Genomic DNA, 17314 nt, shown 5'->3' on the forward strand with positions numbered 1-17314 from the left:
GACGATGCCCGAAAATGACGAAAAACTCCTCACCGCACTGCGGGCATCGCTCAAGGAGACCGAGCGGCTGCGCGCCCAGCAGCGCAAGATCACGGCCGATCGCCACGAGCCGATCGCGATCGTCGGCATGGCCTGCCGGTATCCGGGCGGCGTCACGTCCCCCGAAGACCTCTGGACGCTTGTCGCCGGCGGAGCGGAAGGACTCTCGGAGTTCCCCGCCGACCGTGGCTGGGACACGGGCCTTTACGACCCCGAGCCCGGCACACCCGGCAAGAGCTACGTCCGGACCGGCGGTTTCCTCCACGACGCCGCGGAATTCGACCCGGGATTCTTCGGAATCAGCCCGAATGAGGCGTGGGTCATGGACCCGCAGCAACGGCTGCTGCTGGAAGTGTCGTGGGAGGCGCTCGAACGCGCCGGGATCGACCCGTCGTCCCTGCGCGGCAGTTCCACCGGCGTTTTCGCGGGGATGATGTACCACGACTACGCGCACAACAGCAGTACCGGTTCGGTCGCGTCCGGACGCATTTCCTACACGCTGGGCTTCGAGGGCCCGGCCGTGACGGTTGACACGGCGTGCTCGTCGTCACTGGTCGCCTTGCATCTCGCGGTGCAGGCACTTCGTTCGGGTGAATGCACGCTGGCGCTGGCCGGTGGCGTGGCCGTCATGGCGTCGCCGGAGGCGTTCGTCGAATTCAGCCGTCAGCGCGGCCTGGCGGCCGATGGCCGAGCCAAGTCGTTCGCCGCTGCGGCGGACGGCACATCGTGGGGCGAAGGCGCGGGAATGCTCTTGGTCGAGCGCCTTTCGGACGCCCGCGCCAACGGGCACCCGGTGCTCGCCGTCGTGCGCGGTTCGGCGGTCAACCAGGACGGCGCGTCCAACGGCCTGACGGCGCCGAACGGCCCCTCGCAGCGGAGGGTGATCCGGCAGGCGCTCGCCAGCGCGAGACTCTCGGCCGACCAGGTCGACACGGTCGAGGCGCACGGCACGGGAACGACGCTCGGCGACCCGATCGAGGCGCAGGCATTGCTTGCGACGTACGGTCAGGACCGTCCGGAGGACAGGCCGCTGTGGTTGGGTTCGATCAAATCCAACATCGGTCACACGCAGGCCGCCGCCGGGGTCGCCGGGATCATCAAAATGGTTCAGGCGATGCGGCATGGGCTGCTGCCGAAGACGTTGCACGTGGACGAGCCGACCCCGCACGTCGACTGGTCATCCGGAAACGTTGAGCTGCTGACCGAGGCGCGGGAATGGCCCCAGAACGGTCACCCGCGCCGCGCCGGAATCTCCTCCTTCGGAATCAGCGGGACGAACGCGCATGTGATCGTCGAACAGGCCCCGGCCGTTGACGACGAGCGGGCGCCTGAGGTGGCGTTGCCGGTCGTCCCTTGGGCCGTGTCGGCGCGGAGCGAGACCGCGCTGCGCGCCCAGGCCGCTCGCCTGGCCTCGTTCGTCCGCGCGGACGAACGGCTTTCGCCGCTCGACATCGGTTTCTCCCTGGCCACGACGCGCGCCCTGTTCGAGCAACGCGCCGTGGTGATCGGCCAGGACCGCGACGAACTGCTGTCAGGTCTGGAGGAACTCGCGCAAGGCGAATCCGGCCGTGCCGCCGTGAGAGGCGTCGCCGCACCGAAGCTGACCGCGTTCTTGTTCTCGGGCCAGGGCTCGCAGCGTCCCGGGATGGGACGCGAACTGTATGAGGCGTTCCCGGTCTTCGCCGACGCCTTCGACGCGGCCTGCGCCGAACTGGACCGGCACCTGGACCGCCCGCTGAAAGACGTGATCTGGTCTGAGCCCGAACTGCTCGATCAGACGGTCTTCACCCAAACCGGGCTGTTCGCGGTCGAGGTGGCGCTGTTCCGTCTGCTGGAGTCGTGGGGCGTGCGCCCCGATTTCCTGGCGGGTCACTCGATCGGTGAACTGGCTGCCGCGCATGTGGCCGGGATGTTCTCGCTGGAGGACGCCGCGAAACTGGTCGCGGCCCGGGGCCGATTGATGCAGGCGCTCCCGTCCGGCGGAGCGATGGCGGCGATCCAAGCCACCGAGGACGAGGTCGTCCCGCTGCTAGGCGAACAGGTCGGCATCGCCGCGGTCAACGGCCCACAAGCCGTTGTCGTCTCCGGGTCCGAAGACGAAGTCGCCCGCGTCGTCGAGCATTTCAAGAAGCTCGAACGCAAGACCACTCGCCTCCGGGTCTCCCACGCCTTCCATTCCCCGCTCATGGACCCGATGCTCGACGACTTCCGCCAGGTCGCCGAATCCATCACCTACACCGCCCCCGAAATCGCCGTCGCGGGTGCCCTGCCCGAAGCCGAGTACTGGGTGCGGCACGTCCGCGACGCCGTCCGGTTCCACGACACGCTCACCGGCCTTCATGAGAACGGCGTCACCCAGTTCTTGGAGATCGGCCCCGATGGCGTCCTGGTGGCGATGACGCAGGCCGCTCTCGAACCGTCCGATCAGATCGTCGCCGTGCCGGTGATGAGCGCCAAGCGACCCGAGCCCGCCGCGCTCCTCACCGCACTCGCCACGCTCCACGTGAACGGCGCCCGGATCGGATGGGACGCCTTCTTCGGCGGCCGAGGCGCCCGAAAGGTGGATCTGCCCACCTACGCATTCCAGCGCGACCGTTTCTGGCTGCACGGCGCGGCGGGCGCGGAGGACGCCGCGTCCCTCGGCCTCGGACGCGCCGAGCACCCGATGCTCGGCGCGGTGATGGCGCTGCCCGAATCGGGCGGACTGGTGCTGACCGGGCGCCTCTCGTCCGACGCGCAGCCCTGGCTCGCCGATCACCGGATGTTCGGCGGCGTGGTCGTGCCGGGCACGGCGCTGCTGGAACTGGCGATCCACGCGGGCGACCACGTCGGCTGCCCGGTGGTCGAGGAACTGACGTTGCAGGCACCGCTGGCACTGCCCGAGCAGGGCGGCGTCGCGGTGCAGGTGGTGGTGGAGCCGGGCGACGAGTCGGGACGGCGCGTGGTCGGCGTCTACTCGCAGCCGGACGTGTCCGACCAGGTCTGGGTCCGGCACGCCACCGGCGTGCTCGCCGAGGGAAGCGGCGAAACCGACTCCGACCTGGCCGTATGGCCGCCGGAGAACGCCGAGCCCGTCCCGCTGGACGGGGCCTACGGGGAACTCGCCGCCGCCGGTTACGATTACGGCCCCCTTTTCCAAGGGCTGCGCGCCGTTTGGCGTCGCGGAGCGGAATTGTTCGCCGAGGTCGCCCTTCCAGACGAGGAGGACTACTCGCGCCACGACGCCGCCGCGTTCGGCCTGCACCCCGCTCTCCTCGACGCGGTATTGCACACCGCTCTCGTCACCCGGGACGAGCAGTCCGACGACGAACTGGTGCTGCCTTTCGCGTGGAATGGCGTCCGCCTTTACGCATCGGGCGCATCATCCGTCCGGGCGCGTCTCACGCCGACCGGCCAGGGCGGGATGGAACTGCTTTTGGCGGACGGGACGGGCCGTCCCGTGCTGGCCGCCGATTCCCTGGTGTCCCGTCCGGTCGCGGCGGACCGGCTTTCCGCGTCCGCGTTCCACGATTCGCTTTACCGGCTCCATTGGTCTCCGGCGGCGTCCCAGCCGGCCGCCGAGCCGTCGTCCTGGGCGCGCTGGGACAACCTGGACGCGGATGCCGACGTCCCCGAGGTCGTGGCGCTGCCGGTCGCCGGTGGCCGGGCCGAGGACACCGCGTCCACCCTCCACGGCGTGCTCGCGGTCGTGCAGGCGTTCCTCGGCGAGGAGCGGTTCGCCGCGTCCCGCCTGGTGGTGGCGACCAGCGGCGCGGTCGCCGTGGACGGCGAGGACGTGCGCGACCTGCCCGGCGCGGCGGCGTGGGGCCTGATCCGCTCCGCCCAGTCGGAGGATCCGGGACGGATCGTCCTGGTCGACACCGACGACCCGGCGGACCCGGCCGGAGCCGTGGCGGTCGCTGCCCGGACCGACGAGCCGCAACTCGCCCTTCGCGGCGGGGCCGCGTATGTCCCGAGACTGGCCAAGGTCCCGGCCCGGTCGGATGCCGAACCGGTGTTCCGCACCGAGGGAACGGTGCTGATCACCGGCGGCACCGGTGGCCTGGGCGCGCTGGTGGCGCGTCACCTGGTGACCGAGCACGGCGTTGAGCGTCTGCTGCTGGTGAGCCGCCGGGGCGCGGACGCGCCGGGCGCGTCCGACCTGCGGGGCGAGCTGGCGGGCTTGGGCGCCGAGGTCGAGTTGGCGGCCTGCGACATTGCCGACCGTGACGCTCTTGCCGGGCTGCTGGTGGGACGCGACATCTCGGCCGTCGTCCATGCGGCCGGTGTCCTGGACGACGGCGTGATCTCGTCGCTGACCCCTGACCGAATGGACGCGGTATTGCGTCCCAAGGCGTCGGCGGCCTGGAACCTGCACGAACTCACCCGCGACCTGAACCTGTCGGCATTCGTGTTGTTCTCGTCCGCGGCGGGAATCCTGGGCTCGCCCGGCCAAGGCAACTATGCGGCGGCCAACGCCTTCCTGGACGGGCTCGCCGCGCATCGCGCTTCGCTGGGCCTGCCCGTCCAATCTCTGGCCTGGGGCCTGTGGGCGGCGGACGGCGCCTCGATGGCCGGGCACCTGGACGACGAAGACGTCCGCAGAATGGCCAAGTCCGGGGTGCGGGCCCTGACCACTGAGCAGGGCCTGAACCTGCTCGACGCGGCGACCCCTTTGAGCGAGCCGTTCCTTGTCCCGATCGGGCTCGACACGAAGGCGCTCACCGGTGCCGGGGACGAACTGCCGCACATTCTCCGGGGCCTCGTCGCCACCCGCACCCGCCGGACAGCCGCATCCGGCGGCGGTGAAGCGGACGCCCTGCGGCAACGACTGGCCGCATTGCCCGAGGCGGAACGTCCGCCGATCCTGCTGGAAATCGTGCGGGGCCGGACGGCACAGGTCCTCGGATTCGACCGGCCCGACGACATCGACACCACCCGCGCTTTCCGCGACCTGGGATTCGACTCGCTGTCGGCGGTGGAACTGCGCAACCGGCTGAACCAGGTGACCGGACTGCGGTTGCCGGCGACACTCGTCTTCGACTATCCGACTCCGGTCGTGCTGGCCCGCTACTTGGCCGACGAGGTGATGGGCGCGGCGTCGTCGGCCGGTCGGACGGTCGCGGTGCGCGCTCCGGCGGACGACGAGCCGATCGCCATCATCGGAATGGCCTGCCGCTATCCGGGAGACGCCACCTCGCCGGACGCCCTCTGGAACCTGGTCGCGGACGGCCGCGACGGAATCTCCGGCCTCCCGGTCGACCGGGGCTGGGACCTCCAAGAACTGTACGACCCGGAGCCGGGCCGTCCCGGCAAGACCTACGTGGACAAGGGCGGCTTCCTCTACTCGGCGGCCGGGTTCGACGCGGAGTTCTTCGGGATCAGCCCGAACGAGGCGTGGGTCATGGACCCGCAGCAACGGCTCCTCCTGGAAGTGTCGTGGGAGGCGCTCGAACGCGCCGGAATCGACCCGTCGTCGCTGCGGGGGAGCGCGACGGGCGTATTCGCGGGCGTCATGTACCACGATTACGCGCACAACAGCAGTACGGGTTCGGTCGCGTCCGGACGCATCTCCTACACGCTGGGATTGGAAGGCCCGGCCGTCACCGTGGACACGGCTTGCTCCTCGTCCCTGGTCGCGTTGCACTGGGCCGCGCAGGCGCTGCGTTCGGGTGAATGCTCGCTGGCACTGGCCGGTGGCGTGGCCGTCATGGCGACGCCGGAGGCGTTCGTCGAATTCAGCCGCCAGCGCGGCCTGGCACCGGACGGGAAAGCGAAGTCCTTCGCGGCCTCAGCGGACGGGACGTCCTGGAGCGAAGGCGCGGGAATGCTCCTCGTCGAGCGCCTTTCCGACGCTCGCCGCAACGGACACCCGGTGCTCGCCATCGTGCGCGGCACGGCGACCAACCAGGACGGCGCCTCGAATGGCCTGACGGCGCCGAATGGCCCGTCGCAGCGGAGGGTGATCCGGCAGGCATTGGCCAACGCCGGGCTGGACACCGCGGACGTGGACGCGGTCGAAGCCCACGGCACGGGAACGACCCTCGGCGACCCGATCGAAGCGCAGGCGCTTCTTGCGACCTACGGCCAGGACCGTCCTGAGGACCGGCCCTTGTGGCTGGGGTCGATCAAGTCCAACATCGGTCACACGCAGGCCGCCGCCGGAGTCGCCGCCATCATCAAGATGGTTCAGGCGATGCGGCATGGCGTCCTTCCCAAGACGCTTCACGTGGACGAGCCGACCCCGCACGTCGACTGGTCATCCGGGAACGTCGAGCTGCTGACCGAGGCGCGTGATTGGCCGCAGAACGGCCACCCGCGCCGAGCCGGAGTCTCCTCCTTCGGAATCAGCGGCACCAACGCCCACGTCATTCTCGAACAGGCCCCGGCCGACGAGACTCCAGACCCCGAGACCGACACCCCTGGGCCTTCGGCATGGATCGTGTCCGGCAGGACGGCCGAAGCACTCCAAGCGCAAGCGGAAAAGCTCCATGCCCATCTTGCGGGTCACCCGGAACTCGATCATGCCGACGTCGGGCTGTCCCTCGCGACCGCTCGCGCCAGATGGGATCATCGCGCCGTCGTCATCGCCGGTGACCGGGACTCCGGTCTGGACGGCCTGACCGCGCTCGCCGCAGGCCAGCCGCATTCCGACGTGCTTCGCGGCGTGGCCGGTTCGGGCGGCACGGCCTTCCTGTTCTCCGGCCAGGGATCACAGCGCCTGGGCATGGGTCGGGAGTTGTATGAGACGTTCCCGGTGTTCGCCGACGCCTTCGACACCGTCTGCGCCGAACTGGACCAACACCTGGACCAGTCGCTGAAGGACGTCATCTGGTCCAACCCCGGCCTCCTAGACCAAACGGCCTTCACCCAGACCGGCTTGTTCGCCATCGAAGTCGCGTTGTTCCGCCTGCTGGAATCGTGGGGTGTCCGCCCTGACTTCGTGGCGGGTCATTCGATCGGTGAGCTTGCCGCCGCGCATGTCGCCGGGATGTTCTCGCTGGAGGACGCCGCGAAGCTCGTCGCTGCGCGAGGGCGGCTGATGCAGGCGCTCCCGCCTGGCGGTGCGATGGCGGCGGTTCAGGCCACCGAGGACGAAGTCACTCCGCTGCTGACCGGTGAGGTCGGGATCGCCGCTGTCAATGGTCCGCAGGCCACCGTGGTCTCCGGTGCGGAGGACGAGGTCACCCGGATCATCGACCACTTCACCGGCCTGGGACGCAAGACGACCCGGCTTCGGGTCTCGCATGCGTTCCATTCCCCGTTGATGGATCCGATGCTGGAGGACTTCCGTCAGGTCGCCCACTCCATCGCCTACACCACACCCACCCTTCCCGTCGTCGGTGCAGAGCCCGACCCCGAGTATTGGGTGCGGCATGTCCTTGAGGCCGTCCGGTTCCACGACACCCTCACCCACCTGCACGACAGCGGCGTCACCCGATTCCTGGAAATCGGACCCGACGGCATCCTCACCGCAATGGCGCAGAGCAGCATCGACGATGCCGCCATCGCGACCGTCCTACGCCGGGACCGTCCCGAGACCAAGCAATTGCTGGCGGCCATCGGGCAGTTTCACGCGCACGGCATGGACGTCGACTGGCACGCGGTCTTCGCGGGACGCGCCGCCCGCCTGGTCGAACTCCCGACCTACGCCTTCCAGCGTCAGGACTACTGGCTCGAGGCTCCGGTGACGTCCGGCGGCGCGTCCGGGCTCGGGCAGCTTCCCACCGAGCATCCGCTGCTGGGCGCGGCCGTGATGTCCCCGGACGCGGACGGTGTGGTCCTGACGGGACGGCTCGCCCTCGGATCCCGGGCGTGGCTGGCCGACCACGAGGTGTTCGGCGCCGTCCTCCTGCCCGGCACGGCGCTGGTCGAACTGGCGATCCGCGCGGGCGACCAGGTCGGCTGCGACGTCCTCGAACAGCTCACCCTGGAGTCGCCGCTCGTCCTGCCCGAGAAGGGCGGTGTCGACGTCCAGGTCGTCGTCGGCGCGGCGGACGAGAACGGCGCCCGCCCGGTGAACGTCTACTCCCACCGCGACGACGCGCCCGTGGACGTCCCGTGGACCAGGAACGCCGGCGGACTCCTGGGCGCCGGAGGCGCGGCGCCCGCCCATGACGAGGCGGTCTGGCCGCCGGAGCACGCCACCGCACTGGACACCGACGGCGCCTACGAAGTACTGGCCGACCGAGGCTTCGGCTACGGCCGGGCGTTCCAGGGGCTCAGGGCGGCCTGGCGGCGCGGCGACGAACTGTTCGCCGAGGTCGCGCTCCCCGAACACGACCAGGCGGAGGCCGCGTCCTACGGCATTCACCCCGCCCTGTTGGACGCCGCGATGCACGCGATCCTCCTGTCCGGCGGCGAAGGCGACGACGCCGGGGGAGCGCCGCTGCCGTTCGAGTGGAGCGGCGTTCGCCTCCACGCGGCCGGTGCGTCCGCCATCAGGGTGAGGATCTCCCCGACGGGCCCCGACGCGGTGAGCCTGCTGGTCACCGACGAAACGGGGCAGCCCGTCCTCTCCGTGGGGTCGTTGCTGTCGCGGCAGGTTTCCCCGTCGCAACTGCACGTCCCCGAAGACGGAAACGACGCGCTGTTCACCATCACGTGGACCGCCAAGCCGCTCGGCGAAACACAGCCCGGTGCGCACATCGCGGTACTCGGAACCGACCGGCTCGGGCTCCCCGCCGACGTCCCGGCCTTCGCGGACGTGGCGATGCTCGCCGCCCAGGAGACCGTCCCGGAGACCGTCGTCTGGGCGGCGTCCCCGACCACCACGGACGACGTGCCCGGCAGCGTCCGCGAGACCGCCTACGCGGGGCTGCGGATCGTCCAGGAATGGCTGGACGACGAGCGCTTGGAGGCGTCCCGTCTGCTGGTGGTGACCCGGAACGCGGCCGTCACCGCGGACGGCGAGCACCCGGCCGACCTGGCCGGGGCGGCGCTCCGCGGCCTCGTCCGCACGGCCCAGAACGAGAACCCCGACCGCTTCGTCCTCGTCGACCTGGACACGGAGATCACCCCGGAAACGCTGTCGGCGCTGGCCCGCTCCGGCGAACCGGAGCTGGCGGTGCGCGGCAACGAGATCCGCGTGCCGCGCCTGACCAGGAAACAGAGCGAGACCGCACCAGCCCGCACCTGGAACCCGGACGGAACCGTCCTGATCACCGGCGGGGTGGGCGGGCTCGGCTCGCTGGTGGCGCGGCACCTGGTGTCCGCGCACGGCGTCCGGCGGTTGCTGCTCACCAGCCGCCGCGGCCTGGACGCGCCCGGCGCACGAGAGCTGCGCGCCGACCTGACAAACCTCGGCGCGGACGTCGAGATCGCGGCCTGCGACGTCGCGGACCGCGACGCGGTCGCCGCCCTCCTCACCACCGTGCGGCGACCGCTGACCGCTGTGATCCACACGGCGGGCGTCCTGGACGACGGCGTGGTCTCCGCGCTGACCCCGGAGCGGATGGACACCGTCCTCGCGCCGAAGTCCGACGGCTCCTGGCACCTGCACGAGCTGATCCGCGACCTCGGCCTGGACCGGGAGCTGGACGCGTTCGTGCTGTTCTCGTCCGTCGCGGGCATCCTCGGCGGCGCGGGTCAGGGCAACTACGCGCTGGCGAACGCGTTCCAGGACGCCCTGGCCGAGCATCGCCGCGCCCTCGGCCTCCCGGCCGTGTCGCTGGCGTGGGGGCCGTGGGCCGAGGCCGGCGGCATGGCGGACGGGCTCGACGACGCCGGAGCGGAGCGCCTGCGCCGCTCCGGGATGCCGCCCCTGTCCGCCGACGAAGGGCTGGCGCTGCTCGACGACGCGCTGGCGGCCGGCGACGCGGTGCTGGCGCCCGTCCGCCTCGACATCCCCCTGCTGCGCTCGTTCGCGGGCTCGGGCGGCGTCCCGGCGATCCTGCACGGCCTGACCGGGGCGCCCGCCCGGCAGGCCGCGCGGTCCGGCGGCGCGGCGTCGCTGCGCCGCCGCCTCGCCGGGCTGCCGGAGGCGGAGCGGGACCGGGCCGTCCTCGACCTCGTCCGCACGCACGTCGCCGCCGTCCTCGGCCACGAGGACGGCCGCTCGGTCGACCCGGAGAAGGCGTTCAGCGAGCTCGGGTTCAGCTCCCTGACGGCGGTCGAGCTGCGGAACCTCCTCACCGCCGCGACCGGCCTGCGCCTGCCCGCCACGCTCGTGTTCGACCACCCCAACGCGCAGGCGGTCACGCTGCACGTCCTGGACGAGCTGCTCGGCGCGGCCGACGACACCGCCGTCCCGGCCGCCCGGACGGCGGCGCCGTCCGACGACGACCCGATCGTGATCGTCGGGATGGGCTGCCGCTATCCCGGCGGCGTCGCCTCCCCGGACGACCTGTGGCGGATGGTCGCGGGCGGCGTCGACGCCGTCTCGGAGTTCCCCCGCGACCGCGGCTGGGACGTGGACGGCATCTACGACCCGGAGCCGGGGAAGCCGGGGCGGTCCATCACCCGCGAGGGCGGGTTCCTCTACGACGCGGGCGACTTCGACGCCGACTTCTTCGGGATCTCGCCGCGCGAGGCCCTCGAAACCGACCCGCAGCACCGGCTGCTGCTGGAGACGGCGTGGGAGGCGGTGGAGAGCGCGGGCATCGACCCGATGTCGCTCCGCCGCACGGCGACCGGTGTGTACGCGGGTGTGATGTACAACGACTACGCGGGCGGCGGCAGCGGCGGCAGCATCGCGTCGGGCCGCGTCTCCTACACGCTCGGGCTGGAGGGTCCGGCGGTCAGCGTCGACACGGCGTGCTCGTCCTCGCTGGTGGCGCTGCACCTCGCGGCGCAGGCGCTGCGGTCGGGGGAGTGCTCGCTGGCGCTCGCCGGGGGCGTCACCGTGATGTCCACGCCGGTCACGTTCGTCGAGTTCAGCAGGCAGCGGGGCCTCGCCGCGGACGGGCGCAGCAAGTCGTTCGCCGCCGCCGCCGACGGTACCGGCTGGGGCGAGGGCGCGGGCATGATCCTGCTGGAACGGCTGTCGGACGCCCGCCGGAACGGCCACCCGGTGCTCGCCGTGGTGCGCGGCACCGCGACCAACCAGGACGGCGCGTCCAACGGGCTGACCGCGCCGAACGGCCCGTCGCAGCGCCGCGTGATCGGGCAGGCGCTCGCCAACGCGGGCCTGACCACGGCGGACGTCGACGTCGTCGAGGCGCACGGCACCGGCACCAGGCTCGGCGACCCGATCGAGGCGCAGGCCCTCCTCGCGACCTACGGGCAGGGCCGACCGGACGACCGGCCGCTGTGGCTGGGTTCGATCAAGTCGAACATCGGGCACACGCAGGCCGCCGCCGGGGTCGCGGGGATCATCAAGATGGTCCAGGCGATGCGGCACGGCCTGATGCCGAAGACCCTGCACGTGGACGAGCCCACCCCGCACGTCGACTGGACGGAGGGACGCGTCGAGCTCCTGACCGAGGCGCGGGAATGGGAGCGGAACGGCCACCCGCGCCGCGCCGGCATCTCCTCCTTCGGGATCAGCGGCACGAACGCGCACATCATCCTGGAGCAGCCCGACCACACCGAACCTGAGCACGCCGAACCCGAGAGCACTGAGCCGGGCGTCGTCCCGTGGGTGGTGACGGCCCGCACTCCGGAGGCGCTGCGCGCCCAGGCCGCTCGCGTCGCCGAGGCCGTCCGTTCCGGCGACGACCTGAACGCCGCCGACGTCGGATACTCGCTGGCGACCTCCCGGACGGTGTTCGAGCACCGCGCGGTCGTCCTGGCGGACGGCACGGAGGCCGGGCTGCGCGGACTCGACGCGATCGCCGCGGGCGCCGCCGACGCGGCCGTCGTCAGCGGCGCCGGACGCGGCGGCGGCGCCCGCCCCGTCCTGGTCTTCCCCGGCCAGGGCTCGCAATGGGCGGGCATGGCGGTCGACCTCCTCGACTCCTCGCCCGCGTTCGCCGACCGGCTCGCCGAATGCGCCCGCGCCCTGGCGCCCTTCGTCGACTTCGACCTGTTCGAGGTCCTGCGCGGCGACGGGACGGCCCTCGAACGGGTCGACGTCGTCCAGCCGGTCCTGTGGGCCGTGATGGTGGCGCTCGCGGAGACGTGGCGCGCGTTCGGCGTCGAGCCGGGCGCCGTGGTCGGCCACTCGCAGGGCGAGATCGCGGCGGCCTGCGTGGCGGGCGCGCTGTCCCTGGACGACGCGGCGCGCGTCGTCGCCGTCCGCAGCCGGATCATCGGCGAGGACCTGGCCGGACAGGGCGGGATGCTGTCGGTCGCGCTGTCCGCCGAGCAGGCCGCCGGGCGGCTCGCCGGATGGGACGGACGCCTCGAACTCGCCGTCGTCAACGGACCCACCTCGGTCGTCGTCGCCGGAGAGGTCGACGCGCTCGCCGAGTTCAAGGGGACTCTGGAGGAGGACGGCGTCCGCGTCCGCCTCATCCCCGTCGACTACGCCTCCCACTCCATGTTCGTCGAAGGCGTCCGCGAGAGGATCCTCGCGGAACTGGACGGCCTGTCGCCCCGGACGTCCCGGATCGCGTTCTGTTCGACGGTGACCGGCGGGTTCGCCGACACCGCCGTCCTCGACGCGGAGTACTGGTACACGAACCTGCGCCGGACCGTCCGGTTCGAGGAGGCGACCCGCGCGCTGCTCGACGACGGCTTCACCGCGTTCATCGAATGCAGCCCCCACCCCGGCCTGCTGGTCGGGCTGGAGGAGACGCTGCAATCGGCGGGCGTGACCGGCGTGACGGCAGGGTCGCTGCGGCGCGGCGAAGGCGGCCTCGGCCGCTTCACGGCGTCCGTCGCCGAGGTGTTCGCGGGCGGCGCGGACGTCGACTGGTCCGCCGCCTTCGCCGGGCGCCGTCCCCGCCACGTCGACCTGCCGACCTACGCCTTCCAGCGCGCCCGCTACTGGGCCGGCGCGACGGCGGCGGCGGGCGACGCCACGTCCCTCGGCCTGGACCTGCCCGGGCACCCGCTGCTCGGCGCGGTCGTCCCCGCCCCCGGATCGGACGGCGTGACGCTCACCGGCCGCCTGTCGGTCGGCGCGCAGCCGTGGCTCGCCGACCACGCCGTGTCCGGGGTGGTGCTCTTCCCCGGCACCGGGTTCGTGGAACTGGCCGTCCGCGCCGGAGACCATGTCGGCTGCGGACACGTCGAGGAGCTGACCCTGGAGGCGCCGCTCGTCCTACCGGAGGACGGCGGGGCGTCCGTCCAGGTCGTGGTCGGTGCGGCCGAGGAGCCGGGCGGCAACCGGAGCTTGGAGATCTACTCGCGCGTGGGCACTGACGCGCCTTGGGTCCGGCACGCGACCGGCACGCTGACGGCCGTCGCGACACCGCAGGGCCCGGGGCTGGAGCAGTGGCCGCCGCCTGGCGCGTCCGAGGTCGACGTCACCGGACTGTACGAGGGGCTGGCGCTGGCGGGCCTGGAGTACGGACCCGTTTTCCAGGGGTTGACGGCCGCGTGGCGGCGCGACGGCGAGGTCTTCGCCGAGGTCGCGCTCCCCGAGGAGGTGGCGGCGGACGACTTCGGCCTCCACCCCGCGCTGCTGGACGCCGCCCTGCACGCGGTCGCCCTCAGCGACGCCGTGACCAGTGGGAATGGCGTACTGCTGCCCTTCGCGTGGACGGGCGTGGACCTGTTCGCCTCGGGTGCCGCGAAGCTCCGCGTGCGGGTCACGCCGTCCGGGCCGGGCGTCGTCGCGCTGACGGTGGCCGACGGAACCGGGGAGCCGGTCGCGTCGGTCGCGTCGCTGGCCCTGCGGGAGATCACCGCCGGGCAGCTCTCCGCGGCGGCGGGGTCGCCGTTCCACGAGTCGCTGTTCCAGTTGGAATGGAGTCCGGTGCCTGCGGCGCCGTCCGTCCCCTCCGTGGAATGGACGGATTGGGATGCGCTCGAACCTGACGGCGACGTCCCCGGCGTGGTCGTCCTGCCCGTGACCGGCGGCGCGGACCCCGCCTCGGTGCGGACGGCCGTGAACCACGTCCTCGCGGCGGCCCGGTCGTGGTTCGAGGACGACCGGTTCCTCGGCGCGCGGCTCGTGGTCGTCACGTCCGGCGCGGTGTCCGTGGACGGCGAGGACGTCACCGACCTCGCGGGCGCGGCCGTGTGGGGGCTGATCAGGTCGGCGCAGTCGGAGGACCCGGGACGGATCGTCCTCGCCGACGTCCCCGACCCAGGTGACGTCGAGGCGGTTTTGCCCGCGCTGGCGGCGGCGGGCTGGGAACCCCAGGTCGCTTTGCGGGACGGCGCGGTCCGCGCGGCTCGCCTCGCCAAGGTCCCCGCCGACTCGGCTGAGCCGGAGGCGGCGGAGTTCTCCGGGACGGTCCTGGTGACCGGCGCCATGGGCGCGCTGGGTGCGGTCGTGGCGCGGCATCTGGTGGTCGAGCGTGGCGTGCGGAGTCTGCTGCTGACCAGTCGCCGTGGCGCGGACGCGCCGGGTGCGGCGGAGTTGCGCGCCGAGCTGTCCGAGCTGGGCGCGGAGGTGGAGTTGGCGGCGTGCGACATGGCCGACCGCGACGCCGTCGCCGCGCTGCTGGAGGGACGCTCGCTGTCGGGTGTCGTCCACGTGGCCGGTGTCCTGGACGACGGCGTGATCACCTCCCTCACGCCCGAGCGCGTGGACACGGTGCTGCGCCCCAAGGTCGGCGCCGCCTGGAACCTCCACGAACTGACCCGCGACATGGACCTGGCGGCGTTCGTTCTGTTCTCGTCGGCGGCCGGTGTGCTCGGCACGCCAGGCCAGGGCAACTACGCCGCCGCGAACGCCTACCTCGACGCGCTGGCCGCGCACCGCCGGGCGCACGGCCTGCCCGCCCAGTCCCTGGCCTGGGGCCTGTGGAGCACGAACGACAGCGGCATGGCCGGACGCCTCGACGAGGGCGGCATGCAGCGCGTCAACCGCTCCGGCGTCGAGGCGCTCCCCACCGACGAGGGCCTCGCCCTGTTCGACACGGCGGGCGCGCTGGACGCCGCCGCGCTCGTCCCGATCCGGCTGGACCTGCGGGCCCTCGCCGCCGCGACCGGCGACGAGACGCCCCCGATCCTGCGCGGGCTGGTGCCGAGGACCCGCCGCAGCGCGTCGGCGGCGGGCGGCCGGGCCGACGCCGACGCGCTCCGCCGCCGCCTCGCCGCCCTCCCGGAGGACGAGCGGGAGAGCGAACTGCGGACGCTGGTGCTGACCCACGCCGCCGGGATCCTCGGACACGCGGGCCCGGACGCCGTCGACCCCGAACGCGACTTCCTCGAAGCGGGCTTCGACTCGCTCACCGCGATGGAGCTGCGAAACGGGCTCAACGCCGCCACCGGCCTGCGGCTCCCCGCGATGGCCGTGTTCGACTCCAAGAACCCGGGCGAACTGGCCCGCTACGTCCACTCCCAACTCGCCGCGCACCTCGACGGCGCCGCCGGGACCGGCGGAACACCGGCCGCCGACTCCGGCGGGGACACGCTCAGCGACCTGTTCCGCTCGGCGGTCCTGTCGGGGAACTCGATGCAGGGGTTCGTCCTGCTGAGCGCGGTCGCGGACATCCGTCCGAGGTTCGGCGGTGTCGCCGACCTGCCGGAGGTGCCCGCGCCGGTCGTCCTCGCGGACGGGCCCGAGCGCCCGCGCCTGATCTGCGTGTCCACGCCGATGGTGGTGGGCGGCGTCCACCAGCACGCCCGGCTGGTCTCGCACCTGGGCGGGGACCGGCACGTGTCGGCGCTGCCGCTGCCCGGCTTCGCGCCGGGCGAGAGCCTGGCGAAGTCGCTGGCGGCCCTGACCGAGGTGGTCACGGAGAGCGTGCTGCGCGCCGCGGACGGGGAGCCGTTCGTCCTGCTCGGCTACTCGTCGGGCGGGCTCATCGCGCACGCCGTCGCGCGCCGCCTTGAGACGGTCAAGGACGTCGTGCCGGACGGTGTCGTCATGCTCGACACCTTCCAGCCCCGGGACAAGGCCATGACGGCCGGACGCGAGCCGCTCGCGATGGCGATGCTGGAAATGGAACCGGCGTTCGGGCGTTTCGACAGCGCCCGGCTGTCCGCGATGGGCCATTACACGAAGCTGCTCATCCAGTTCACGCCGAAAGCGCTGCGGGCGCCGGTGCTGTTCGTCCAGGCCGCCGAGTCGTTCATCACCGAGGGCGGCGGGGAGGACCGGCTCGCGAAGCCCTGGGATTCCGCGCACGTCCTCGAAACGGCACCCGGAAATCACTTCTCGATGGTGCAGGACGAGGCGGAGAGCACCGCCGCGATCGTGGACGAGTGGATCCGCGCATTGGACTGAAACCCGTCCCCGCACGTCGCGAATAGGGGGTCGGAGGGGTCGGTTCAGGGGGCATTGCCCGGGCCGGCCCCCACTAGTGTCGAGTTGGACTGCCGCCGGTCCGGGGGACCGTCCTGCGGCGGGCAATTCACCGGCCGCACGAGCCGAATTAGGGGGGACCAGGTGTCATTGGCGCCCAGTGCCAAGGGAATAGCGCCCTTCGGTGGACACGGGACCTGGTACCGCGTCACGGGGGACCTCCGGGCCGGCCGCCCGCCGCTCGTGGTCGTCCACGGCGGGCCCGGGAGCACCCACGACTACCTGCTGAACCTCGCCTCGCTCAGCGAGCGCGGATGGCCCGTCGTGCACTACGACCAGCTCGGCAACGGCGGCTCCACGCGGCTGCCCGGCCGCGGCCCGGAATTCTGGACCGTGCGGCTGTTCCTCGACGAGCTCGACAACCTGCTGAACGAGCTCGGAATCGCCGACGACTACGTCCTCTACGGGCAGTCGTGGGGCGGATTGCTGTCGGCGGAACACGCCGCGACCCGTCCCGCCGGGCTCCGCGCACTCGTCATCGCGAATTCGCCCGCTTCGTATCCGCTGTGGCGTCAGGAAATGAAAGTGCTGAGGGAGGCGCTCCCGCCCGGAGTGAACGAAACCCTCACCGAGCACGAAACCGCCGGAACGACCGACAGCCCGGAATACATGCAAGCCATGCAGATCTTCTATGAGAAACATTTGTGCCGGGTGCGGCCGTGGCCGCGCGATCTCGTCGCGTCGCTGATGGAGATCCAGAACGACTCCACGGTCTACGGCACGATGAACGGCCCGTCGGAGTTCCACGTGATCGGAACCCTGCGGGACTGGACGGTGGAGGACCGCCTGCCGCGCGTCGCCGTCCCCACGATGCTGCTCTCGGGGCGGCACGACGAGGCGACGCCCGCCACCGTGCGCCCTTACGCGGAACTGATCCCGGACGTCCGGCGGTGGGTGGTCTTCGAGGAGTCGAGCCACGTGCCGCACCTGGAGGAGCCCGCGCGCTTCACCGACGTGCTGGCGGAGTTCCTGGACGAGGTCGGAGGCTGA

The 17314-nt window shown here is 72.2% G+C and carries 2 protein-coding genes; both read left to right on the forward strand.

All coding sequences use genetic code 11. The features are described from left to right. Positions 1–4: 4 nt before the first annotated feature. The gene (locus tag FXF68_RS44235; protein WP_148767040.1) at positions 5–16246 is read left to right on the forward strand and encodes a type I polyketide synthase; all 16242 of its coding nucleotides are present in this window, start codon (positions 5–7) and stop codon (positions 16244–16246) included. A 162-nt stretch (positions 16247–16408) separates the two neighbouring features. Beyond that, on the forward strand, positions 16409–17314 hold the full coding sequence (locus tag FXF68_RS35030) for a proline iminopeptidase-family hydrolase (protein WP_148767042.1): 906 nt from the start codon (positions 16409–16411) through the stop codon (positions 17312–17314).

Origin of the sequence: Actinomadura decatromicini (assembly GCF_008121305.1) — a bacterium.
GTDB classification, from domain to species: domain Bacteria; phylum Actinomycetota; class Actinomycetes; order Streptosporangiales; family Streptosporangiaceae; genus Spirillospora; species Spirillospora syzygii.

Excerpts from the sequence above, each read along its gene's own strand:
- FXF68_RS44235 (WP_148767040.1), top strand. The coding sequence starts at position 5 with ATGCCCGAAAATGACGAAAAACTCCTCACCGCACTGCGGGCATCGCTC.